The organism is Streptomyces sp. NPDC101178 (genome assembly GCF_044767965.1).
Taxonomy (GTDB): domain Bacteria; phylum Actinomycetota; class Actinomycetes; order Streptomycetales; family Streptomycetaceae; genus Streptomyces.
Genome location: NZ_JBIWOZ010000007.1, coordinates 332,777 through 356,440, shown reverse-complemented (window position 1 = coordinate 356,440; position 23,664 = coordinate 332,777). Strand labels below are relative to the sequence as shown.

Here is a 23,664-nt window from a genome sequence, read left to right as displayed (position 1 = left end):
CCACCGCGCCGGACTCTCCTTCCGTACGACCCTACCGACCGCCTCCGACAGCGGTCCGCCGATCACTCGGCGCGCGGAGGCAACCCGCAGGTTCGCCACCCCGTCTGGATGTCCGAGAGCGCGTTCGATCCGGAACAGACCACCGGAACGGGCGGGCGGACCACCAGGGTTGAGGAGGAGCTTTGATACGTGGCCGGAGAGCATGGGCCACCGCGATAGCGGTGCTGACGGTGGCGGGGGTGGCGCCGACGGGAGCTCACGCCGCCCCCGCGCCGCCGGAGATACCCGGCGTCACCGCGACACCCGCCGACCGGCAGACGCTGCCGCCCGGCTGGCGCATCGCCGGTGAGAACGGGCGCGACCACCTGGAGTGGCGCGCGCCCGAACCGGTCCCCATGGGCGACGCCCGCGTGGAGTTCCGCTCCGACGACGCACTCGTGGGCGTACCCGAACCGCAGGACGACGGCCGGACCTTCCGGCTCCCGCTCGACGAGGTCCGCACCGCCGACCTGGAGAACCTCCAGGTCCAGGCAGCCGGGCGCCGGCTCGACGAGGCGCCGGACGCGGGCACGAGCCGCCGGGCCGAGCCGCCGGCCCCGAAGCTCCCGCCCAAGCTCCCCGCGGGGACCGTCGACCCGGGCAAGCCCGGCACGTACGCCACCACCACAGGCGAGTACAGCCTCGCCTCCGTGAAGCTCCCGGGCTTCCCCGCACCGGTCGAGATGCGCGGTGTCGTGGTCGCCCCGAAGAAGGCCGCCGGCAAGCGGCCCGTGGTCCTCTTCCTGCACGGCCGCCACGCCACCTGTTACGTCCCCGGCCAGGACGAGGAGGTCTCCGGCGACTGGCCCTGCGCCAAGGGCAGCAAGCCGATCCCCAGCCACCGCGGCTATCTGCGGGACCAGAAGCTGCTGGCCTCCCAGGGGTACGTGACGGTCTCGATCTCCGCCAACGGCATCAACGGCCAGGACTGGGAAGCCGCTGACGCCGGCGCGCAGGCCCGCTCCTCGCTGGTCCGCAACCACCTCGGCCGCTGGGCCGACTGGGCCGCCAAGCCCGCCTCCGCGCCCGCCGTCGTACGCAAGGCCCCGAAGGCCGACCTGTCCAAGGTGCTGCTCGTCGGCCACTCGCGCGGCGGCGAGGGTGTCAACCGCGCGGTGATGGACAGTCTGTACAGCCCGCCGGCCGCCCAGGACGGCTACCGCTCCAAGGCCCGCTGGAACATCCGTGGCACGGTCCACATCGGCCCCACCATCTTCGGCCAGAACCCGGTGCCGGACGTCCCCTCGCTCACGATCCTGCCCGGCTGCGACGGTGACGTCTCCGACCTCCAGGGCCAGGTCTTCACGGACGGCACCCGAGGTGTCAGCCGTGGCAAGGCCCTGCACAGCTCGGTCTACATGATCGGCGCCAACCACAACTACTTCAACACCGAGTGGACGCCCGGCCAGGCCCAGGCCCCGGCCGACGACGACTTCTGGGACGACCCCGAGGCGCGTGACCCGCTCTGCTCGCCCGGCGCCGCCGGCCGTCTCTCGGCCGACCAGCAGCACCAGGCGGGCGCGACCTACATCGCCGCCGCCGCACGGCTGTTCGTCGGCGGCGACGACCGCGTACGCCAGCTCGTCGACGGCACAGGCCGCCGCGCCCCCTCCGCCGACCCCGCCCGGGTGCTGACCCACGCGGTCGGCGGCAACCGTGGCACCGGCTTCCTCCCCGACGACCTGCGGGGCACGCCGAAGGTGACCGGCGCCAGGCTGTGCGACGCCATCGCCCCCGGCCGTACCGCCTGCCTGGGCGAGACGGACCCCGGCTCCTCGCCGCACTTCGCGCACTGGGGCCCCGAGCACGAGGCCGGCCGCCGCGCGGTCGCGCTGAACTGGAAGAAGCCGGGCACCATCGCCCGTGTCACGCCCAAGAAGCCGGTCTCGGTCAAGGGCGCCAGCAGTCTCGCGCTGCGCGTCGCCGTACCGCCGAACACCAGCGGCACCCGCTTCGACGTCCACGTCAAGGACGCCAAGGGCAAGCGGGCCAAGCTGGGCGGCGTACGGATCGACGGGCTGCCGGGCACCGACCGCACCACCTCGTACTGGGCGCAGGAGGTGCGCGTCCCGCTGACCGCAGCAGTCCGCGCCAAGCTGAACCTCGGCGCGATCGCCTCCCTGGAGCTGACGCCGAAGTCGTCCTCCGGCAAGGCGTGGCTGATGGACGCCTGGTCGTGGAAGCCCGGCACACCGGCGGTGCGGGCCGCCGCGCTCGCCCGCGTCGACATCGGCCGCCTCACGGTCAAGGAAGGCGACTCGGGCTTCCGTACGTACCAGGTGCCCGTCCGCACCACCGGCAAGAACGCGGGCGCGGTCCGGCTGTACGTCGACGACCCGAAGACCGGCAGGTCGACCGGCCGCCTGGTCGCGGTCGGCCCCGGCACCGCCGGGATCAAGGTCACGGTGAAGGTCGAGGGCAACAAGCGCTACGCCTGGGACAAGACCCACGGGGTCGCCGTCAAGGCGGTCCGGGGAACGGTCGTCGGCGCTGACTCCGGCGGTGTCATCGCCGAGAACGACGACCCGATGCCGAAGATGAGCATGAAGCCGGTGGCCGACGACGTCACCGAGGGGGAGTCGCTGACCTGGCGGATCTCGCTCTCGGAGGAGGCGGACGTCGAGATCTGGGCCACGGCCCAACTGGGCCCCGTCCCCGACGGCCGCCCGGAGCTCTCCACGGCCGACGTCGACCAGGAATGGCTCTCCCAGCACGTGGAGAAGATCCCGAACCCGGCTGTCCCGCTCTCGGACATCGACTACAACGTTCTGTGGACGGTGATCGAGGCGGGCCGGAAGTTCACCGACCTGACCGTCCCGACCGTCCGTGACCAGCTGAAGGAGCCGGCCGAGTACGTCCGCTTCGAGGTCAAGGACAGCGACGACGAGCCGCTGGGCCCGCCCTTCGAGGGCACGGTCCGCGACGCGCCGTAGTACCGACCGTTGTACCGCGTCCGGCCCCTCCGCGACTCTGCGGAGGGCCGGACCGCTTTCCGGGCCCGTTCCGCCCGCCCTGGGACGACCGTGCCTCCTCCGCCCGGCCGACCCCGTCGCGTACCGGCTCGTACCGCAGTCCCATGAGCTCCGCCGCACAGGCTGATGAGCGTCACCGGCACGGCGGCCAGGATGAGCCGCATGCCCTTACAAGGAGTCCGCGGCGCCCCCGTAGCGCCCCCGCCCCGGTGGGCGGTCCTGGCCGCGCACCTCACCGCACTCGTGGTCCTGCCGACCGGGCTGTGGCGCATCGCCCTGGTGCTCGGCCACCCCGCCGGCTACACGGAGGCGGGCTTCGAGCCCTTCTCGACGGTCGACGCCAAGGTCTGGATGCTGGCCCTCAGCGTGGCCGGCGAGCTGGTCGCCCTGCTGACCCTCGGCCTGGTCCGCCCGTGGGGCGAGGTCGTACCGCACTGGATCCCGCTGCTCGGCGGGCGGAGGGTCCGCCCCCTGGCCGCCGTCGTCCCCGCCGCCCTCGGCGCCGCGGTTCTGACCCTGACCTGGGCAGCCGTCCCCTTCTGGTGGACGTACCCGCACGCGGACCTGACCGCCACCGGGAACCTGTTCGTCGGCATCCTCTACCAGCCGCTGTTCCTCTGGGGCCCGCTCACCGCGGCCGTCACGCTCTCCTACCACCGCCGGCATCGCGTCCGGCGGCGCGGGTAGGAGCGGTCGGAGGGCACCTGGGCATGACCGAGCGGCGGCTATGTACTAGAGTTATCTCGACATCGAGATATCTGCCGAGGCGCACCGCGGCCGCCGCCCGGTAAGGCATACCTAACTAAGCCTTACCTTAGCGGATGGTCGGGGCCGTAGGCGGCACAACGCGGCGCCCGCTGCCAATGAGGCGCGGCGCGGTAGACGCGCACATTGAAGAAGGAGACTGTCGTGTCGGCGAACAGCTTCGACGCCCGCAGCACGCTGCGCGTGGGCGACGAGTCGTACGAGATCTTCAAGCTGGACAAGGTAGAGGGCTCCGCGCGCCTGCCGTACAGCCTGAAGGTCCTGCTGGAGAACCTGCTCCGTACCGAGGACGGCGCGAACATCACCGCCGACCACATCCGGGCCATCGGCGGCTGGGACTCCCAGGCGCAGCCCAGCCAGGAGATCCAGTTCACGCCGGCCCGCGTGATCATGCAGGACTTCACCGGCGTGCCGTGTGTCGTGGACCTCGCCACCATGCGTGAGGCCGTGAAGGAGCTGGGCGGCGACCCGGCGAAGATCAACCCGCTGGCCCCGGCCGAGCTGGTCATCGACCACTCGGTCATCGCCGACAAGTTCGGCACCAACGACGCGTTCGCGCAGAACGTCGAGCTGGAGTACGGCCGCAACAAGGAGCGTTACCAGTTCCTGCGCTGGGGCCAGACCGCCTTCGACGAGTTCAAGGTCGTCCCGCCGGGCACCGGCATCGTCCACCAGGTGAACATCGAGCACCTGGCGCGCACGGTCATGGTCCGGGGTGGCCAGGCCTACCCCGACACCCTCGTCGGCACCGACTCGCACACCACCATGGTCAACGGCCTCGGCGTGCTCGGCTGGGGCGTCGGCGGCATCGAGGCCGAGGCCGCGATGCTCGGCCAGCCGGTCTCCATGCTCATCCCGCGCGTCGTCGGCTTCAAGCTGACCGGTGAGCTGACCCCCGGCACCACCGCCACCGACCTCGTGCTGACGATCACCGAGATGCTCCGCAAGCACGGCGTCGTCGGCAAGTTCGTCGAGTTCTACGGTGAGGGCGTCGCCGCCACCTCGCTGGCCAACCGCGCCACCATCGGCAACATGTCGCCGGAGTTCGGTTCCACCGCGGCGATCTTCCCGATCGATGACGAGACGCTGAACTACCTGCGCCTGACCGGCCGCGACGCCCAGCAGGTCGCCCTCGTCGAGGCGTACGCCAAGGAGCAGGGCCTCTGGCTGGACCCGGCCGCCGAGCCGGACTTCTCCGAGAAGCTGGAGCTCGACCTCTCCACGGTCGTCCCCTCCATCGCCGGCCCGAAGCGCCCGCAGGACCGCATCGTCCTCGCCAACGCCGCGCAGCAGTTCGCCTCGGACGTGCGCAACTACGTCTCCGACACCGGTGTCGACGAGGCGGGCAAGGAGTCGTTCCCGGCCTCCGACGCCCCGGCCGTCTCCAACGGCATCCCGTCGAACCCGACCACCGTCACGGCCCCCGACGGCTCGACGTACGAGATCGACCACGGCGCCGTCACGGTCGCCGCGATCACCTCCTGCACCAACACCTCGAACCCGTACGTCATGGTCGCCGCCGCGCTCGTGGCGAAGAAGGCGGTCGAGAAGGGCCTGACCCGCAAGCCGTGGGTCAAGACCACCCTCGCCCCGGGCTCGAAGGTCGTCACCGACTACTTCGACAAGGCGGGCCTGACCCCGTACCTCGACAAGGTCGGCTTCAACCTCGTCGGCTACGGCTGCACCACCTGCATCGGCAACTCCGGCCCGCTGCCGGACGAGGTCTCCAAGGCCGTCAACGACAACGACCTCGCGGTCACGTCGGTCCTCTCCGGCAACCGCAACTTCGAGGGCCGGATCAACCCCGACGTCAAGATGAACTACCTGGCGTCGCCGCCGCTGGTCGTCGCGTACGCCATCGCCGGTTCGATGAAGGTCGACATCACCAAGGACGCCCTCGGCACCGACCAGGACGGCAAGCCGGTCTTCCTGACCGACATCTGGCCGACCGAGGCCGAGGTCAACGACGTCGTGGCGAACGCCATCGGCGAGGACATGTTCAACAAGTCCTACCAGGACGTCTTCGCGGGTGACGCCCAGTGGCAGGCGCTGCCGATCCCGACCGGCAACACCTTCGAGTGGGATGCCGAGTCCACCTACGTGCGCAAGCCCCCGTACTTCGAGGGCATGACGATGGAGACGACCCCGGTCGAGGACATCGCCGGCGCCCGCGTCCTCGCCAAGCTCGGCGACTCGGTCACCACCGACCACATCTCCCCGGCCGGCGCCATCAAGGCCGACACCCCGGCCGGCAAGTACCTCACGGAGCACGGCATCGAGCGCCGTGACTTCAACTCCTACGGCTCGCGCCGTGGCAACCACGAGGTCATGATCCGCGGCACGTTCGCCAACATCCGCCTGCGCAACCAGATCGCGCCGGGCACCGAGGGCGGCTACACCCGCGACTTCACCCAGGCCGACGGCCCGGTGTCGTTCATCTACGACGCCTCGCAGAACTACCAGGCCGCCGGCACGCCGCTCGCGATCCTCGCGGGCAAGGAGTACGGCTCCGGCTCGTCCCGCGACTGGGCCGCCAAGGGCACCGCGCTCCTCGGCGTCAAGGCCGTCATCGCCGAGTCCTACGAGCGCATCCACCGCTCCAACCTCATCGGCATGGGCGTCCTCCCGCTCCAGTACCCGGAGGGCCAGAACGCCGAGACCCTCGGCCTCACCGGCGAGGAGGCCTTCTCCTTCACCGGCGTCACCGAGCTGAACAACGGCACCACCCCGCGCACGGTCAAGGTGACCACCGACACCGGTGTGGAGTTCGACGCGGTCGTCCGCATCGACACCCCCGGCGAGGCGGACTACTACCGCAACGGCGGCATCCTGCAGTACGTGCTCCGCAGCCTGATCCGCAGCTGATCAGCGAGCGGTACGACGCGAGGGCCGCGCCCCAAAATCCCGGGGCGCGGCCCTCGCGCCGTCTCGCCGCCGTGGCCTCAGCTCTCGCTCCGGTCCGACGGGGTGCGCCAGACGTCGCTGATCCGGCAGGTGGTGCCGGGCGGCACCTCACCGAGGCCCTGCGCCTTTTTCACAGCGCTCCCGCCGGGCTCCAGGCCGACCACGCCCGCCCCGCCTTCCGCGACCACGACGCCGTCCTCGTCGAGGAACTCCATCGTGATGGTGTAGCTCGCCGTCGTGGACGTGCCGTTCACGACCTTCACCTTCGCCGACTGCCAGCCGATCTGCGGATCGCGCGTGCACGCGGTGATCGTGACGTCCTTCTTCGCGTCGGGTTCGGTCGCGCTGGGCTCCTCGGCGTACGGCTCCTCCTCGTACGGCCGCTCCTCCTCGTACGGCTCCGAGTAGGGCGTCTGCGACCGCGGCGGCAGCGCGATGGAATCCTGGACCGAGGACATCGCCGCGTAGACGAGCGCCACCACCGCTCCCGCCACGACGAGCCCACCGCCCACGACGAGCGACACGATCAGCCCCGTACGCTGCTTGCCCGGCGGTGCGGCGGGAGCCGCCCAGGGCGAAGGCCGCACCGCCGGAAGCGGGCGTTCCGGCTGCGGCTGTTCGGGCGGCGGAGGCGGGAAGTTGTCGGACATGCGGTCCCCCCACGGGAAGTCGATCAGGTGAGGGCCTTACGGTACGTGGCCCCGGAGACGCGACCGTCGCCACGCGCCACACCGGCCCCACCCGCGCCACCGGCCCTCCGTACAGAACCAGCACTCGGTACAGAACAGCACTCCGTACAGAAAGCGAACGGACCATCATGGGCGAGCTGATCCTCATCCGCCACGGCGAGACCGAGTGGTCCCGTTCCGGGCAGCACACGAGCTGGACCGACCTCCCCCTGACCGCCACCGGCGAGCGCCAGGCCCGCGCCCTCGTCCCGCTGCTCGCCGACCGGAACATCGGCCTCACCCTCGTCAGCCCCTCGATCCGGGCCCGCCGCACCGCCGAGCTGGCCGGGCTGCACGCCCCGCGCGTCACCCCCGAGCTGCGGGAGTGGGACTACGGCGGCTACGAGGGCATCACCACCCCGGCGATCCGCCGCACCCGCCCCTTCTGGAACCTCTGGACCGACGGCGTCGACCCCGGCTCCGACGAGCATCCGGGCGAGAGCCCCGCCGACGTCGGGCAGCGCGCCGACCAGGTGCTCGCGGGCGTCCGGTCGGCCGCAGAGGGGATCGGGAGCGCGGACATCGCGCTCGTCGCCCACTCGCACTTCCTGCGCGTCCTCACCGCCCGCTACCTCGGACTGACCCCGGCCGAGGGCCGCCTCTTCCAGCTCGCCACCGGCGCCGTCTCCCGGCTCGGCACCGAACACGGCCGGCCGGTCGTCGCCGCGCTCAACGTGGCGCTGCCCGAGAGCCTCCGACCGGAGTGACCCGGGGCCTCCCGAAAGCCCCGCGAAAGCCCACTGGAACCCCCTCCGAAGGCCCCCGGTCCCCCTGAGCGACCCTGAAGAGGCCCGACGACCATCCGTGACCAGCCAGGAGCCGACACCGCCATGACCGATACCACCGCCCGCGCCACCCTCCAGCACGAGGACGAGCGGGTACGGGTCACCCGCTGGGACTTCGAGCCCGGCACCCGCACCGGCCACCACCGCCACGCCTTCGACTACGTCGTCGTCCCGGTCGTCGACGGCACCATCAGCGCGTTCACCGCCGACGGAACGGTCACCGAGTCCGCCCTGCGCGCCGGTGTCTCCTACGCCCGCCCGGCCGGTGGCGAGCACGACGTCGTGAACACCGGTGACGCGTGGCTGTCCTTCGTCGAGATCGAGATCAAGACCGACGAGGAGCGCGCCTCCGCCGGCTGACCGACGGCGGGCAGCCCCCACCGAGTGACCGGGCGCGAACACGCCGGCGGCCGGCACCCCGCCCTCCGGGGTACCGGCCGCCCGCGCTCACCGCGTCACGCTCAGGAGAGCAGCTCCACCTCCGCGAGCGTCGCCGAACCCGTCAGCACCAGCCGGTACTTCGTGTACGAGCCCGGCTTGTCCACCGAGAAGGCCCGGGTCTGCTTGTCCCAGGCGAAGGACTGGCCCGAGCGGCGGTCCAGGTCCTTCCAGCTCTTCCCGTCCGACGAGCCCTGGAGCGTCCACCCCTTCGGCGCCTTGTCCGCCGCGGCCGACGTCAGCGTGTACTGGAGCGCCTTGGTGGACGCGGCCACCGGCAGTTCGACCGACTCCGCCTCCGCCGAGGTGGCCGAGGTGTTGTCGAACAGCGCGCCGTCGCCCATCAGCACATCGCCCTTCGGCGCCGGGGCCTTGTCGTCCTGCTGGATCGAGACCGGCGCCGCGTCCTTGCCCGTGCCCCAGGCCGACGGCTTCGGGCCCATGTCGAACTCCAGCGTGCCGCCCTTGGCCAGCACCTCGTGCGGGAGCGCGGTGGAGGTCCACTTCTTGCCGTTGACCTTCACGCCCTGCACGTAGATGTTCGTGTCGCTGTTCTTCGGCGCCTTGACGGTCAGCTTGCGGCCGTTGTCCATGCGGACGGTGACCTTCTTGAAGAGCGGCGAGCCGATCGCGTACTCCCCGCTGCCCATCACCAGCGGGTAGAAGCCGAGCGCGGAGAAGAGGTACCAGGCCGACTGCTCGCCGTTGTCCTCGTCGCCGTGGATGCCCTGCCCGATCTCGCTGCCGACGTACAGGCGGCCCAGCACCTCGCGGACCTTCTCCTGCGTCTTGTACGGCTGCGAGGCCGCGTTGTACATGTACGTGGCGTGGTGGGCGACCTGGTTGCTGTGGCCGTACTGGCCCATCCGTACGTCACGCGCCTCGGTCATCTCGTGGATGACCCCGCCGTAGCTGCCGACGAACTCCGGGCCCGCCGTCTCCGGCGTCGAGAAGTACGTGTCCAGCTTCTTGCCGAGCCCGGCGCGGCCGCCGTACAGGTTGGCCAGGCCCCGGCTGTCCTGCGGGGCGGTGAAGGCGTAGCCCCAGCCGTTGGTCTCGGTGTAGTCGTAGCCCCAGACGCGGGGGTCGTAACTGTCCGAGGGGAGGCGCCAGTCGCCGTTCGGCTTCTTGCCCTGGAAGAAGCCCGCCTTCTCGTCGAAGAGCTTGACGTACTTCTGCGCCCGGTTGAGGAAGTAGGCCGACTCCTCCTTGTACCGCGCCTTCTTCGTCTTCTTGTAGAGCTCCTCGCCCATGCGCGCGATGCCGTAGTCGTTGAGGTATCCCTCCAGCGACCAGGACAGGCCCTCGTGCGTGGCGGTGTTGGCGTAACCGGTGAAGACCGAGGTCTCCATGCCCTTGCGGCCGACGCCGGGGGACGGCGGGGCCACCGTGGCGTTCTTGACCGCCGCGTCGTACGCCGCCTCCGCGTCGAACTTCACGCCCTTGACGTACGCGTCCGCGAAGGCCACGTCCGAGCTGGTGCCGGTCATCAGGTCCGCGTAGCCGGGGGAGGACCAGCGGGAGGTCCAGCCACCGTCCTTGTAGTGCTGCACGAAACCGTCGACCAGCTCGCCGGCCTTCTTCGGGGAGAAGAAGGAGTAGGCGGGCCAGGTCGTTCGGTAGGTGTCCCAGAAGCCGTTGTTGACGTACACCTTGCCGTCGACGATCTTCGCGCCGGTCCGCGTCGGAGTGTCCGTGCCGGTCGGCTTGGAGAAGGGGCTCGCGTACTTGTTCTTCCCGTCGACCTTCTCGTGGCCGGAGTTCGGGTAGAGGTAGAGGCGGTAGAGGCTGGAGTAGAGCGTGGTCAGCTGGTCCTCGTTGGCGCCCTCGACCTCGATCGTCCGCAGGATGTCGTCCCAGGCCGACTGCGCCTTGCGCTGCACCTTCTCGAAGGAGGTGGACGCCGGGATCTCCATCGCCAGGTTCTTCTTCGCCTGGTCGACGCCGATCAGCGAGGTGGCCAGGCGCAGGTTGACCGTGCGGTCCTTGCCCGCGTCGAAGCGGAAGAAGCCGGTGACGTCGTCGCCGCCCCCGCCCTTCAGCCTGCCGCTGTCCGTCACCGGCGCGTCGAAGACGCCGTACACGAACATGCGGGTCGCGCCGGTGGACAGGCCGCTCTTGACGTCCGTGTAGCCGGAGAAGGAGCGGTTCTCCGGGTCCAGGGTCAGACCGCCGGCGTTCGACACGTTGTCGAAGACCAGGCTGGCGTCCTTGCCCGGATAGGTGAACCGCATCCGCGCCGCGTGGTCGGTCGGCGCGATCTCGGTCTTGAGACCGTTCTCGAACGTGACGCCGTAGTAGTGCGGCTTCGCGACCTCGTTCTCGTGGCGGAAGGGCAGCGCGCGGGCCGTACGGGCGGCGTCCGGCGTTCCGGCGGCGGCCGACGGCATCACCTGGAAGGTCTGCCGGTCGCCCATCCACGGGCTCGGCTCATGGCTGGCGCTGAAGGCCTGGAGCGTGGGGAGGTTGTCCTCGTTGTTGCCCCGGTGGTAGTCGTACAGCCAGCTCAGCGAACCGGCGTTGGTCACCGGCGTCCAGAAGTTGAAGCCGTGCGGGACGGCGGTGGCCGGAATGTTGTTGCCGCGCGAGTAGCCGCCGGAGGAGTTGGTGCCGCGTGTGGTCAGCGCGTAGTCCGACAGGTGCGCCTTGCGCTTCTCCGGTTTCTTCGGCTCGATCACGATGTCGTCGACCCAGCCCTGGAACTTCGCCGGGCCCTTGGCGGAGTCGTACGCCACCAGGATCCGGTCGACCGTCTTGCCCGCCGCGACCGTGCCGATGCGGGAGGCGACCTTGTTCCACTGGTTGACGTAGAGGCGCTTGGCGTCTCCCTGGCCCTGCGGCGTCAGCAGGCCGCCGTGGCTGTCGGTGGCCTTCAGCTCGCTCAGGTACGTGCCGTCGGTGAAGGCGAGGTCCACCGCGATGTGCGTGGCCGGGTAGTTGAGGTCCGTCTCGCCCATCTGCGGATAGACGAGGTAGGAGAGCTGGGTGTCCTTGGTGACGGCCGTGTTCACGTCGAAGACCTTGTTGTACGCGTACGCCCGGCCGTCCGGCTTGTGCGTACCGGCGTAACGCAGTGCCTTCTTTCCGGTGAATCCCGCGCCCGCCTTCGCGGTCGGCGAGCCGGAGGGGCCGCGGTCGGGCTGGCTGCGCATCTCGTCGGGGACGGGCGCGGAGGTGTCACCGTTCGAGAACTGAACGTCGGCGAGCTGGAGGATGTCCGACGAGCCGTTGTTGGCGGTGATCTCCAACCGGAAGTGCCGGTAGGCGGTGTCGGAGGCGAAATCGTACGACTTGGTCTCGTGCCGCTTCTCGAACCTCTCGCCCTTACGGGTGTCGAGGTCGGTCCACTCCTTGCCGTCCGCCGAGCCCTTGAGCGTCCAGTCCTTCGGGTCGCGCGGGGCGTGGTCGTTGGCGGAGGTGAGTGCGTAACTCACCACCTTCACCGGCTCGTCCAGGTCGAACTCGACCCAGCCGGTCGTCGCGAACGCCAGCCACTTGGAGGCCGGTTCGACGTCGACCAGGTTCTCCTTGACCTCGCCGCCCGCGGTGTTCTCGGCGCTGGCGCGGACATCGGTCACCCGGTCGGTGACATTGCCCGGTATGCCGGAGGAGAAGCCGCCGTCGACACCCGACGAGCGCGGGGTCCCGTCCGGCTCCTCCTCTGCCGTGTTGCGCCAGTCCGGCTGCTTCTCGTCCGCCTCGAAGGAGGAGCGGAACGTCCGTTCGCCGGACTGCTTCCGGGGTACCTCGGACGGGCCGGCGACGGCTGCCGTAGGGGCCGCGAGGGCCAGGGCGAGTGATGCCGCGAGGACGGCGGCCGTGCGGCTCCGTCTCGTACGGGCGGCGCTGCTGAAGACCTTCCCAGCGCCATGGTGGAGACCTCGTGGTGGCTGCATACCGAGCCATTCCTCCCCGGAGCGTGCTTGGACAACGTTGTCATAGCGGGATGCAAGGTCCAGTAGGGATGCAAGTGACAGGACGTGTCAAGGGTGTTGCCGCAGGCACCGAGCACGAATCGGCCGTAAGGGGGGAAAGTCGCCCCTGGGGCAGGGCGCGCGGTGCCGAGGAGTCCGCGAGGTCTCAACTCGGGAAAGACTGGTGTCCCAACGTGCATTCGATCTTGCTGAGTTGGGGACGAGTGGACTATACCTGTCGCCATCCGCGCAGTCGTTTCGACGGAGGCGCGAAGGGGAAGGAGGGGCGGCCCGCGAGCGCGTCGTGCGCGCACGGCGGTACGGTTCCCCGACCACCCCCGATCCGCCGGTTCTTGATCTCCGGTACATCTGCATATCTGCACCACCCAAGCGCAACCGACCGCGGTGGCGGGGCCCTTCGCCTGAGGCGAATTTTCGACGGGTGACCGGTACACCGCCTGAGTCCTGGAGAAGGCGAGGACTTGAGCATGGGATCCACCTCCGCTCAGAACAATGAGGGCCTTGGCCGTCGCGACCTGATCAAGCGTTCTGCCGCACTCGGCCTGATCGCTGTTCCGACGATGAGCTTCCTGTCCGCCTGCGCGAGCGGCGACAGCGGCACCGACGACAAGGTCGAAAAGGGCGAGAAGACCGACAAGAACCCGCTGGCCGTCAACGGCAGCGCCCCGCTGGAGATCGTCATCTTCGACGGCGGGTTCGGCACCAAGTACGCCGAGGAGGCCCGGGACGTCTACAAGAAGACCTACCCCGAGGCGCAGGTCAAGTTCTCGGCGACCCAGAAGATCCAGTCGGTCCTCCAGCCCCGCTTCAACGGTGGCACCCCGCCGGACCTGATCGACAACTCCGGTGCCCAGCAGATGGACATGGGCGTCCTGGTCGGCAAGAAGCAGCTCACCGACCTGACCCCGCTGCTGGACGCCCCCTCCATCGACGACCCGGCCAAGACGGTCCGCGACACCCTGCGGCCCGGCATCGTCGAGATGGGCCAGTTCGACGGCGACCCGGTGTGGATCATGTACTACGCGTACACGGTCTACGGCGTCTGGTACTCCCAGACCGCGCTGGACAAGCTCGACGCCACGTACCCGGAGACCTGGGACGACATGCTCGCCCTCTGCGCGAAGGCGAAGAAGCAGGGCATCGCCGGCTGGACCTACCCCGGCAAGCACCCCTACTACATCCCGTTCTCGCTCTACCCGTTCATCGGGAAGATCGGCGGCGTCGAGGTCCTCAACGCCATCGACAACCTGGAGCCGAAGGCCTGGGAGCACCCCGCGGTCAAGGCCGCCTTCGAGGCGTACTACGAGCTCTACGCCAAGGGCTACATCCTCAAGGGCACTCCCGGCCTGGACCACCGCGGTTCGCAGGGCGCCTGGGCCCGCGGCAAGGCGCTGTTCATCCCGAACGGCTCCTGGGTCGAGAACGAGGAAGCGGCGATCATCCCCAAGGACTTCAAGCTGTCCGTGGGCGCCCCCTCCTCCCTCGACTCCTCGGACAAGCTGCCCTTCGGCACCATCTGGGCCTCCGGCGGCGAGCCGTTCATCGTCCCGTCCAAGTCGAAGAACCCGGCGGGCGGCATGGAGCAGCTGCGCATCATGCTCAGCGAAGCCTCCTCCAAGTCCTTCACCACCAACACCAAGTCGCTCTCCGCCTTCAACGGCGGCACCGACGGTATCGAGCTCTCCGACGGCCTGAAGTCCGGTGTCGCGGCCCTGGAGAAGGCGGGCACCAATGTGGTCAACCCGCGCCTGCAGGACTGGTACGTGAAGCTCCAGAAGGAGCAGATCGGCGTCGCCGCGCTCGGCGAGATGATGGCCGGCCGCGCCACCCCGGCCGAGACCATCAAGAAGATCCAGGCCTTCGCCGACGCGACCGCCAAGGACCAGTCCATCAAGCACTTCAAGCACGCGTGATCACGCGTCACCAGCGGCGGCAGCTCGGGGAAGGTCGGAGTCGGTAACGATGCAACACGGTAAATACCGGTTCATAGTCGGGTTCTTGGTGGTCCCGATGGCGTTGTACGTCATCTTCGTCATCTGGCCCTTCATCCAGTCCATCTACTACTCGTTCACGGACTGGACGGGTCTGAGCCCCGACTTCAAGATGGTCGGGTTCGACAACTACACCAAGATGCTCGACGACGACATCTTCTGGAAATCGCTGCAGCACAGTGTGCTGCTCGCGGTTCTGCTGCCGCTGGTGACGCTGGGCCTCGCGCTCTTCTTCGCCTTCATGCTCAACGTGGGCGGCCGGCGCCGCAAGGGCGCCGCCATCGCGGGCGTCCGGGGCTCGGGGTTCTACAAGATCGCCTACTTCTTCCCGCAGGTGCTCTCGATCGCGATCGTGGCCATCCTGTTCCAGTTCGCCTTCGACCCGGCCCAGGGCATGATCAACGGCACGCTCAAGGCCGTGGGCTTCGACGACGTGCCCGACTGGCTCGGCGATCCGGACCTGGCCCTGTGGGTCATCATGGGGGTCCTCGTCTGGTGCACCACCGGCTTCTTCGTGGTGCTGTTCTCCGCGGGCATGGCCTCCATCCCCAAGGACTTCTACGAGGCCGCCCTGCTGGACGGGGCGAGCCGCTTCACGACCTTCTTCCGGATCACGCTGCCCCTGCTGTGGGACACGGTCCAGTCCGGCTGGGTCTACATGGGCATCCTGGCCCTCGGCGCCGAGGGCTTCGCCATCGTCCACATCATGAGCGTCGGCCCCGGCGGACCCGACTACTCGACCACCGTCCTGCCGCTGTACGTCTACCAGTCGGCGTTCCGTGACGGACAGGCGGCCTACGCGACCACGATCGGTGTCGCCCTGCTCCTCGTGACCCTGGCGTTCGCCGCCGTCGTCATGCGGGTGGGCCGGCGCGAGCGGCTGGAGTTCTGATGAAGACCACTGACACCCCTGCCTCCGGCGCCGACGCGAAGGTGCCCGCCCAGCGCACCGGTACGGCCCCCACGGGCTCCGTGGCCCCCGCGAAGAAGAGCGAGGGCCAAGTCCTCAACGTCTTCTCGCACGGCGTGCTGATCCTGTGGGCGATCATGGTCGTCCTACCGCTGTTCTGGGCGGTGATGTCCTCGTTCAAGACCGACTCGGACATCTTCAACACCCCCTGGTCGCTGCCGGGCTCGCTGAACTTCGACGCCTGGGGCCGGGCCTGGAGCCAGGCCCATATGAGCGAGTACTTCCTCAACACCATCCTGGTGGTGGGCGGGTCGCTCATCGGCACCCTGGTCCTCGGCTCGATGGCCGCCTATGTGCTCGCGCGCTTCGAGTTCCCGGGCAACCGCTTCATTTACTTCTTGTTCGTCGGCGGCATGAGCTTCCCCATCATGCTGGCGCTGGTCCCGCTGTTCTACGTCATGGACAACATGGGGCTGCTGAACACGATCCACGGCCTGATCCTCGTGTACATCGCGTACTCGCTGCCGTTCACCGTGTTCTTCCTGACCTCGTTCTTCCGTACGCTGCCGACCTCGGTGGCGGAGGCGTCGATCATCGACGGCGCCTCGCACACCCGGACGTTCTTCCAGGTGATGCTGCCGATGGCCAAGCCCGGCCTGATCAGCGTCGGCATCTTCAACTTCCTGGGGCAGTGGAACCAGTACATGCTGCCGACGGTGCTCAACACCGACCCGGAGAAGCGGGTGCTGGCCCAGGGCCTGGTGGAGCTGGCCTCCAGCCAGGGGTACAAGGGCGACTACTCCGGTCTCTTCGCCGGCCTGGTGATCGCGATGCTGCCGGTGCTGGCGGCGTACATCATCTTCCAGCGCCAGGTCGTCTCCGGTCTGACGGCGGGCGCGCTCAAGTAGGTCACGCGTACGCGTGAGAAGGTCACGTATCCACAACGGCCCGGTGCCCCGGCGGAGAGACTCCGCCGGGGCACCGGGCCGTTGTGGGGTGCGGGGGTGCTCAGGTCTTGACGGAAGGCACCCCCGAACGGTGAGCTTAGAGTTCACATGTTGGAGGAAGCCGGGGTGTCATCGCTGCCGCCCCGGCCGGGGCGGTCCTCTTCGGGCCGCCCGCCAAGGGCAGGAGTGGATGAGTCGATGGAGACTCCCGGGTCGCAGACATCGCTGCACAGGGCCAATCTGGAGCGGGTCGTACGCGCCGTACGGATGGCGGGGTCGCTCACCCAGGCGGAGATCGCCCGGAGCACCGGGCTCTCCGCCGCCACGGTCTCCAATATCGTCCGGGAGCTGAAGGACGGCGGAACGGTCGAGGTGACGCCCACCTCGGCGGGCGGCCGCCGGGCCCGCAGCGTCTCGCTCAGCGGCGACGCGGGCATCGTCATCGGCGTCGACTTCGGCCACACCCACCTGCGGGTCGCCGTCGGCAACCTGGCCCACCAGGTGCTGGCGGAGGAGTCGGAGCCACTGGACGTCGACGCGTCCTCTGCGGAGGGGTTCGACCGGGCCGAAGTGCTGGTCAACCGGCTGATCCAGGCGACCGGGATCGGCCCGGACAAGATCATCGGCGTGGGGCTCGGCGTGCCGGGACCCATCGACGTCGAGTCCGGAACGCTGGGCTCCACCTCGATCCTGCCGGGCTGGACCGGCATCAACCCGAGCGAGGAGCTCTCCGGCCGCCTGGGCGTCCCGGTGTACGTCGACAACGACGCCAACCTAGGAGCGCTCGGCGAGCTGGTCTGGGGGAGTGGGCGGGGCGTCAAGGACCTCGCGTACATCAAGGTCGCCAGCGGCGTCGGCGCCGGTCTGGTGATCGACGGGACCATCTACCGGGGCCCCGGCGGCACGGCCGGCGAGATCGGGCACATCACGCTCGACGAGTCGGGCCCGGTCTGCCGCTGCGGCAACCGCGGCTGCCTGGAGACCTTCACCGCCGCGCGGTACGTGCTGCCGCTGCTCCAGCCCAGCCACGGCCCCGGGCTCACCATGGAGCGGGTGGTCCAGCTGGCCCGCGAGGGCGATCCGGGGTGCCGCCGGGTGATCGGCGACGTCGGCCGCCACATAGGCAGCGGTGTCGCCAACCTGTGCAACCTGCTCAACCCCAGCCGGGTCGTGCTCGGCGGCTCGCTGGCGGAGGCCGGGGAGCTGGTCCTGGGGCCCATACGGGACTCCGTGTCGCGTTACGCGATCCCCAGCGCGGCCCGGCAGCTCTCGGTGCTCCCGGGGGCCCTGGGCGGCCGTGCCGAGGTGCTGGGCGCCCTGGCCCTCGTGCTGAGCGAGATGGGGGATTCAACCCTTTTGGAGAGCACCCTCCCCGCAGCGACTCCTGCCTTCACTTAGATAACGAATGGCACCGTTGTCATCTCGTTAAGGATTTACTCCTTGACGCTGGCGCTGTGGCCGAGTTGACTTCCAGCCACCTCGGCCGCAACGTCGCGGCCTCGTCAGGGAGGTTCGAGAATGAACACGCGTATGCGTCGTGCCGCCGTTGCCGTTGCCGCCACCACGATGGCGATCTCGCTGGCCGCTTGCGGGAGCGCCAAGGAGTCCGGTGACAAGGCCGAACAGGGCTCGGAGAAGAAGGGCGACGACCTCAAGATAGGTCTGCTCCTCCCCGAGAACCAGACGGCCCGTTACGAGAAGTTCGACCGCCCGATCATCGAGAAGAAGATCGGCGAGCTCACGAACGGCGCCGCGAAGGTCACGTACAACAACGCCAAGCAGGACGCCACTCTGCAGGCGCAGCAGATCGACACGATGATCACCAACAAGGTGGACGCGCTGATCGTCGGCGCGGTGGACGCCAAGGCGATCGAGAACAGCATCAAGAAGGCCAAGGACGCGGGCATCCCGGTCGTCGCCTTCGACCGCCTCGCCGAGGGCCCCATCGACGCCTACACCTCCTTCGACAACGAAGAGGTCGGCCGCGCACAGGGCACCGCGCTCCTGGAGGCCCTGGGCGACAAGGCCGACGGCGCCCAGATCGTCATGATGAACGGTGCGATCACCGACCCGAACGCCGCGCTCTTCAAGAAGGGCGCCAAGTCCGTCCTCGACGGCAAGGTGAAGTACGGCAAGGAGTACGACACCAAGGAGTGGAAGCCGGAGAACGCCAACGCCAACATGGAAGCGGCGATCACCGCTCTCGGCAAGGACAAGATCGACGGCGTCTACTCCGCCAACGACGGCATGGCGGGCGGCATCATCACCGCGCTCAAGGGCGCCGGCCTCTCCCCGCTCCCGCCGGTCACCGGCCAGGACGCCGAGCTGGCGGGCGTGCAGCGCATCGTCACCGGTGAGCAGTTCATGAGCGTCTACAAGTCCTACCCGGCCGAGGGCATCGTCGCCGCCGAGATGGCCGTCGCGCTCGCCAAGGGTGACAAGCTCGACTCGATCGCCACCTCGAAGGTCGACAACGCCAGCCAGAAGGACATCCCCACGGTCCTCGTCCCGGTCATCTCGCTGACCAAGGACAACATCAAGGACACCGTGGTCAAGGACGGCATCTGGACCCTCGACGAGATCTGCTCGGGCAAGTACAAGGCCTCCTGCGACAAGATCGGCCTGAAGTAGGCCCCAGGGTGTGTCCGGCGGACCAGGGCCGGACACACCCCAGGGGGCGTCCCGCCGGCCACGGCCGGAGAGGACGCCCCCGCCGTACCGCCCGACGCGTCCTCGCGAAGGCACCACGGCACCCCTGCCGCGCACGCGCCGCCGCACAGCCGGCCCGCGCGCCACGAAGCCTGTCCGGTGCCCCGCCCACCAACCGTCCCGCTACCGGGCGGGGCGCCGGACGGAACGCTTCCCCCTGTTTCTGTTCTTCTGCTCGACCGCCGCGCCTTCCCCCGGGCGCGGCATCCCCCGCCGGTCAGGCGGCGAAGGAGATGGTTCACGTGACCGCTACGCCCGTGTTGGCGTTGCGAGGGGTCTCCAAGCGATTCGGTGCCGTCCAGGTACTCACCGATGTAGAGCTTGAGGTCCACGCCGGTGAGGTCGTCGCCCTGGTGGGCGACAACGGCGCCGGTAAATCAACGCTGGTCAAGACGATCGCCGGAGTGCACCCCATCGATGAGGGAGTCATCGAGTGGGAGGGCAAGGCGGTCCAGATCGACAAGCCGCACGACGCCCAGAACCTCGGCGTCGCGACCGTCTACCAGGACCTCGCGCTGTGCGACAACATCGATGTCGTCGGCAACCTCTACCTGGGCCGGGAGCTGCGCAGGTTCGGCATCCTGGACGAGGTGGAGATGGAGCGCCGCTCCCGCGAGCTGCTCTCCACGCTCTCCATCCGGATCCCGAGCGTCCGCATCCCGATCGCCTCGCTCTCCGGCGGCCAGCGACAGACGGTGGCCATCGCCCGGTCGATGCTCGGTGAGCCCAAGCTCGTCATCCTCGACGAGCCGACCGCCGCCCTCGGCGTCGAGCAGACCGCCCAGGTCCTGGACCTCGTCGAGCGGCTGCGCGAGCGCGGCCACGCGGTCATCCTCATCAGCCACAACATGGCCGATGTGAAGGCCGTCGCCGACAAGGTCGCCGTGCTCCGGCTGGGCCGGAACAACGGGGTCTTCGATGTGAAGACCACCTCCCAGGAAGAGATCATCTCCGCCATCACGGGCGCCACGGACAACGCCGTGACCCGACGTGCGGCGCGCAACGCGGAGGTTTCCAAGTGACCACCGACAAGTCCGCGGCCTCGCTGGACAAGACCCCCGCCCCTCAGGACGCGCCGCCGGTCGGCAACCCGGACGCGGCCGAGGGCGCGGCCACCGTCGTCGACCCCCGCCTGCTCATCCGCGAGCAGGGCTTCGCCGGCTACCTCACCGAGTTCAAGCGCAAGATCAGCGGCGGTGACCTCGGCTCCATCCCGGTGATCGTCGGCCTCGCGATCATCGCCATCGTCTTCCAGAGCATGAACTCCGAGTTCCTCTCCGCGAAGAACATCAGCGACATCGCCACCACGATGGTCGCCACCGGCATGATGGCCGTCGGCATCATCTTCGTCCTGCTGCTGGGCGAGATCGACCTCTCGGTCGGCTCCGTCTCCGGTGTCTCCGGCGCCCTCGTCGCGGTGCTCAGCGTCACCCAGGGCATGAACGAGTGGCTGGCGATCGTCGTCGCCATCGTCAGCGGCGCGGTGATCGGCGCGATCCACGGCTTCTTCTTCGCCAGGATCGGCGCACCGGCCTTCGCCGTCACCCTGGCGGGCCTGCTGTTCTGGCTCGGCTTCATGCTCCAGCTGCTCGGCGACTCCGGCACCATCAACCTGGACGGCGACGGCGTGGTCGGCAAGCTGACCACGTACTACTTCACCGACGTCGCCGCCGCCTACGGGCTCGCGGCCGTCGCGGTGATCGCCTACTTCGCCGCCGCGTTCCTGGACACCCGCCGCCGCGAGGCCGCGGGCATCCCGTCCCGGCCGATCGCCGACATCGCCGTGCGCACCGGCGTCCTCGCGGTCTTCGCGTTCGCCGCCGCGTACATGTTCAACCAGTACCGCGGCCTGCCGCTCGCCCTGGTCCTCTTCCTGATCGTCCTGGTCGGCACGGACTTCGTACTGCGCCGTACGGCCTACGGCCGGAAGATCTTCGCGCTCGGCGGCAGCGTCGAGGCCTCCCGGCGCGCCGGTATCAACGTCACCGCGATCCGGATCTCCGTCTTCTCCATCGCGGGCACCTTCGCGGCGATCGGCGGCCTCTTCTGGGCCTCCAAGATCGCGGCGGCCAACCAGGGCTCCGGCACCGGCGACCTGCTGATGAACGTCATCGCGGCGGCCGTCATCGGCGGCACCAGCCTCTTCGGCGGCCGCGGCCGCACCTGGAACGCCCTGCTCGGTGTCATGGTCATCGTCTCCATCCAGTACGGGCTGTCGCTGGAGGGCATCGCCACGCCGATCCAGTACATGGTCACCGGCGCCGTGCTCCTGGCCACGGTCGTCATCGACTCCGTCACCCGTAAGACCCAGAAGACCGCAGGCCGCGCCTGACCCGCGGATCCGCGCAGGTGCCCGGCGCCCCGACAGGGGTGGCCGGGCACCTGCGCGTGTCCGGGTCCGGCTACGAACAGGGCCGCCCGCTGCCCACGTCCGGTAGCGGAACATTAGACTCATCGGATCGGCACGCTCGATCAGCTCAAACGCAAGGAGGCACGGGTGGATCTGCTGACCCGCATCAAGGGACCGCGCGACCTGGACCGGCTCAGCCTCGACGAGCTCGACCAGCTCGCGGAGGAGATCCGTACCTTCCTCGTCGACGCGGTGTCCAAGACCGGCGGACACCTCGGCCCCAACCTGGGCGTGGTGGAGCTCACGATCGCCCTGCACCGGGTCTTCGAGTCGCCCCGCGACAAGGTGCTCTGGGACACCGGCCACCAGGCCTACGTCCACAAGCTGCTCACCGGCCGCCAGGACTTCTCCCGCCTGAAGATGAAGGGCGGCCTCTCCGGCTACCCCTCCCGCGCCGAGTCCGACCACGACGTCATCGAGAACAGCCACGCCTCCGGGGTCCTCGGCTGGGCCGATGGCATGGCCAAGGCCAACGAGGTCCTGAGGAAGGACGACCACGTCGTCGCGGTCATCGGTGACGGCGCGCTCACCGGCGGTATGGCCTGGGAGGCACTGAACAACATCGCCGCCGCCAAGGACCGCCCGCTGGTCATCGTCGTCAACGACAACGAGCGCTCGTACGCTCCGACGATCGGCGGCCTGGCCAACCACCTCGCCACGCTCCGTACCACCGACGGTTACGAGCGGTTCCTGGCCCGCGGCAAGGACATCCTGGAGCGCACGCCCGTCGTCGGCCGCCCGCTCTACGAGACGCTGCACGGCGCCAAGAAGGGCCTCAAGGACTTCATCGCCCCGCAGGGCATGTTCGAGGACCTCGGCCTGAAGTACGTCGGTCCCATCGACGGCCACGACATCGAGGCCCTGGAGTCCGCGCTCCAGCGCGCCAAGCGCTTCGGCGGCCCGGTCATCGTGCACTGCCTCACCCAGAAGGGCCGCGGCTACACCCCGGCCCTGGAGGACGAGGCCGACCGCTTCCACGCCGTCGGCAAGATCCACCCGGACACCGGTCTGCCGATCTCCTCCTCCGGCCTCGACTGGACCTCGGTCTTCGGCGAGGAGATGGTCAAGCTCGGCCACGAGCGCGAGGACATCGTCGCGATCACCGCGGCCATGCTCCAGCCGGTCGGCCTCGGCAAGTTCGAGGAGGCCTTCCCGGACCGGATCTACGACGTCGGCATCGCCGAGCAGCACGGCGCGGTCTCCGCGGCGGGCCTGGCCACCGGCGGCCTCCACCCGGTCTTCGCGGTCTACGCCACCTTCCTCAACCGCGCCTTCGACCAGGTCCTGATGGACGTAGCCCTGCACAAGTGCGGCGTCACCTTCGTCCTGGACCGGGCCGGCGTCACCGGTACGGACGGCGCCTCGCACAACGGCATGTGGGACATGTCGATCCTCCAGTGCGTGCCCACGCTCCGCATCGCCGCGCCGCGCGACGCCGACCAGGTCCGCGCCCAGCTGCGCGAGGCCGTCGCCGTCGACGACGCGCCGACCGTGGTCCGCTTCTCCAAGGGCGCGGTCGGCCCGGCGGTCAAGGCCGTCGGCCGGGCCGGTGGCATGGACATCCTGCGCGAACCGAAGGCCGCCCGCCCGGACGTCCTGATCGTCTCGGTTGGCGCGCTCGCCCCGATGTGCCTGGAGATCGCCGACCTGCTGGACGCGCAGGGCATCTCCTCCACCGTCGTCGACCCGCGCTGGGTCAAACCGGTGGACGAGGCCCTCGCCCCGCTCGCCGAACGCCACCGCGTCGTCGTCACCGTCGAGGACAACAGCCGCGCCGGAGGCGTCGGTTCCGCCGTTGCCCAGGCGCTGCGGGACGCCGGTGTCGACGTACCGCTGCGCGACTTCGGTATCCCGCCGGTCTTCCTCGACCACGCCTCGCGCGGTGAGGTCATGGCCGAGATCGGACTGACCGCGCCGGACATCGCCCGCCAGGTCACCGGCCTGGTCGCCAAGCTCGACGGCCGGTTCGAGAGCCGCGCGGTGGAGCCCGCGCGCGACTGACCTGTACTGACCTGTTTTCGGGCCGATGGGCCGGGAAGACGACCCCTGTCCGGGTGGTTATCCCGGCCCATTCGCATGAAACGGGCCAGATGGCGTGTTCCTGCGTATTCCGGTCCTCATCATGGCGTTC

At 69.4% G+C, this 23,664-nt stretch carries 15 protein-coding genes; 13 read left to right on the top strand and 2 right to left on the bottom strand.

From position 1 onward, the window contains the following. Positions 1-182: 182 nt before the first annotated feature. The 3 genes from ACIRR8_RS21945 to acnA all read left to right on the top strand — a co-directional run bounded on the left by ACIRR8_RS21945 (position 183) and on the right by acnA (position 6,641). Positions 183-2,972, top strand: coding sequence for a hypothetical protein (locus tag ACIRR8_RS21945; RefSeq protein WP_404067285.1), 2,790 nt, complete (start codon positions 183-185; stop codon positions 2,970-2,972). Positions 2,973-3,164: 192 nt separating this feature from the next. Further along, positions 3,165-3,698, top strand: a complete 534-nt coding sequence (locus ACIRR8_RS21940) for a hypothetical protein (RefSeq protein ID WP_404067282.1) — start codon at positions 3,165-3,167, stop codon at positions 3,696-3,698. 222 nt (positions 3,699-3,920) lie between these two features. Further along, positions 3,921-6,641, top strand: coding sequence for an aconitate hydratase AcnA (gene acnA / locus ACIRR8_RS21935; RefSeq protein ID WP_404067280.1), 2,721 nt, complete (start codon positions 3,921-3,923; stop codon positions 6,639-6,641). A 77-nt stretch (positions 6,642-6,718) separates the two neighbouring features. Here the strand turns inward: acnA and ACIRR8_RS21930 are convergent, their stop codons facing one another. Continuing rightward, complete coding sequence (locus ACIRR8_RS21930) at positions 6,719-7,330, bottom strand: hypothetical protein (protein ID WP_404067277.1); 612 nt, start codon at positions 7,328-7,330, stop codon at positions 6,719-6,721. 167 nt (positions 7,331-7,497) lie between these two features. Here ACIRR8_RS21930 and ACIRR8_RS21925 point away from each other — a divergent pair, with 167 nt between their 5' ends. Beyond that, positions 7,498-8,115, top strand: a complete 618-nt coding sequence (locus ACIRR8_RS21925; RefSeq protein WP_404067274.1) for a histidine phosphatase family protein — start codon at positions 7,498-7,500, stop codon at positions 8,113-8,115. Positions 8,116-8,238: 123 nt separating this feature from the next. Next, positions 8,239-8,553, top strand: a complete 315-nt coding sequence (locus tag ACIRR8_RS21920) for a cupin domain-containing protein (RefSeq protein ID WP_404067272.1) — start codon at positions 8,239-8,241, stop codon at positions 8,551-8,553. A gap of 101 nt (positions 8,554-8,654) precedes the next feature. Here ACIRR8_RS21920 and ACIRR8_RS21915 read toward each other — a convergent pair whose 3' ends face one another. Next, on the bottom strand, positions 8,655-12,527 hold the full coding sequence (locus ACIRR8_RS21915) for a GH92 family glycosyl hydrolase (RefSeq protein ID WP_404067269.1): 3,873 nt from the start codon (positions 12,525-12,527) through the stop codon (positions 8,655-8,657). 506 nt (positions 12,528-13,033) lie between these two features. Between ACIRR8_RS21915 and ngcE the strand changes: the two genes are divergently transcribed. The 8 genes from ngcE to dxs all read left to right on the top strand — a co-directional run bounded on the left by ngcE (position 13,034) and on the right by dxs (position 23,534). Further along, a complete protein-coding gene (ngcE, locus tag ACIRR8_RS21910; protein WP_404067266.1) occupies positions 13,034-14,479 on the top strand; it encodes an N-acetylglucosamine/diacetylchitobiose ABC transporter substrate-binding protein in 1,446 nt (481 codons plus the stop codon). Between the two features lie 49 nt (positions 14,480-14,528). Then, positions 14,529-15,449, top strand: a complete 921-nt coding sequence (locus ACIRR8_RS21905) for a carbohydrate ABC transporter permease (protein ID WP_161264738.1) — start codon at positions 14,529-14,531, stop codon at positions 15,447-15,449. Further along, complete coding sequence (locus tag ACIRR8_RS21900) at positions 15,449-16,375, top strand: carbohydrate ABC transporter permease (protein WP_404067262.1); 927 nt, start codon at positions 15,449-15,451, stop codon at positions 16,373-16,375. The genes ACIRR8_RS21905 and ACIRR8_RS21900 overlap by 1 nt, the downstream gene beginning before the upstream one ends. Before the next feature lie 237 nt (positions 16,376-16,612). Beyond that, positions 16,613-17,812 carry an ROK family protein gene (locus ACIRR8_RS21895; RefSeq protein WP_404067259.1) on the top strand — a complete coding sequence of 400 codons (1,200 nt, stop codon included), beginning with the start codon at positions 16,613-16,615 and terminating at the stop codon, positions 17,810-17,812. A 120-nt stretch (positions 17,813-17,932) separates the two neighbouring features. Further along, positions 17,933-19,045, top strand: a complete 1,113-nt coding sequence (locus tag ACIRR8_RS21890; protein ID WP_404067256.1) for a sugar ABC transporter substrate-binding protein — start codon at positions 17,933-17,935, stop codon at positions 19,043-19,045. Between the two features lie 311 nt (positions 19,046-19,356). Continuing rightward, positions 19,357-20,145, top strand: coding sequence for an ATP-binding cassette domain-containing protein (locus ACIRR8_RS21885; RefSeq protein ID WP_355126731.1), 789 nt, complete (start codon positions 19,357-19,359; stop codon positions 20,143-20,145). Continuing rightward, the gene (locus ACIRR8_RS21880; RefSeq protein ID WP_404067253.1) at positions 20,142-21,455 is read left to right on the top strand and encodes a sugar ABC transporter permease; all 1,314 of its coding nucleotides are present in this window, start codon (positions 20,142-20,144) and stop codon (positions 21,453-21,455) included. Before ACIRR8_RS21885 ends, ACIRR8_RS21880 begins: the two co-directional genes overlap by 4 nt. Positions 21,456-21,620: 165 nt before the next feature. Continuing rightward, on the top strand, positions 21,621-23,534 hold the full coding sequence (gene dxs / locus ACIRR8_RS21875) for a 1-deoxy-D-xylulose-5-phosphate synthase (protein ID WP_404067251.1): 1,914 nt from the start codon (positions 21,621-21,623) through the stop codon (positions 23,532-23,534). Positions 23,535-23,664: the final 130 nt, after the last annotated feature.

Coding starts and splice junctions, on each gene's coding strand:
- ngcE (WP_404067266.1), top strand. CDS start 13,034: ATGGGATCCACCTCCGCTCAGAACAATGAGGGCCTTGGCCGTCGCGAC.
- ACIRR8_RS21905 (WP_161264738.1), top strand. CDS start 14,529: ATGCAACACGGTAAATACCGGTTCATAGTCGGGTTCTTGGTGGTCCCG.
- ACIRR8_RS21925 (WP_404067274.1), top strand. CDS start 7,498: ATGGGCGAGCTGATCCTCATCCGCCACGGCGAGACCGAGTGGTCCCGT.
- ACIRR8_RS21915 (WP_404067269.1), bottom strand. CDS start 12,527: ATGCAGCCACCACGAGGTCTCCACCATGGCGCTGGGAAGGTCTTCAGC.
- ACIRR8_RS21900 (WP_404067262.1), top strand. CDS start 15,449: ATGAAGACCACTGACACCCCTGCCTCCGGCGCCGACGCGAAGGTGCCC.
- ACIRR8_RS21940 (WP_404067282.1), top strand. CDS start 3,165: ATGAGCCGCATGCCCTTACAAGGAGTCCGCGGCGCCCCCGTAGCGCCC.
- ACIRR8_RS21890 (WP_404067256.1), top strand. CDS start 17,933: ATGAACACGCGTATGCGTCGTGCCGCCGTTGCCGTTGCCGCCACCACG.
- ACIRR8_RS21930 (WP_404067277.1), bottom strand. CDS start 7,330: ATGTCCGACAACTTCCCGCCTCCGCCGCCCGAACAGCCGCAGCCGGAA.
- ACIRR8_RS21885 (WP_355126731.1), top strand. CDS start 19,357: ATGGTTCACGTGACCGCTACGCCCGTGTTGGCGTTGCGAGGGGTCTCC.
- ACIRR8_RS21895 (WP_404067259.1), top strand. CDS start 16,613: ATGGAGACTCCCGGGTCGCAGACATCGCTGCACAGGGCCAATCTGGAG.
- ACIRR8_RS21920 (WP_404067272.1), top strand. CDS start 8,239: ATGACCGATACCACCGCCCGCGCCACCCTCCAGCACGAGGACGAGCGG.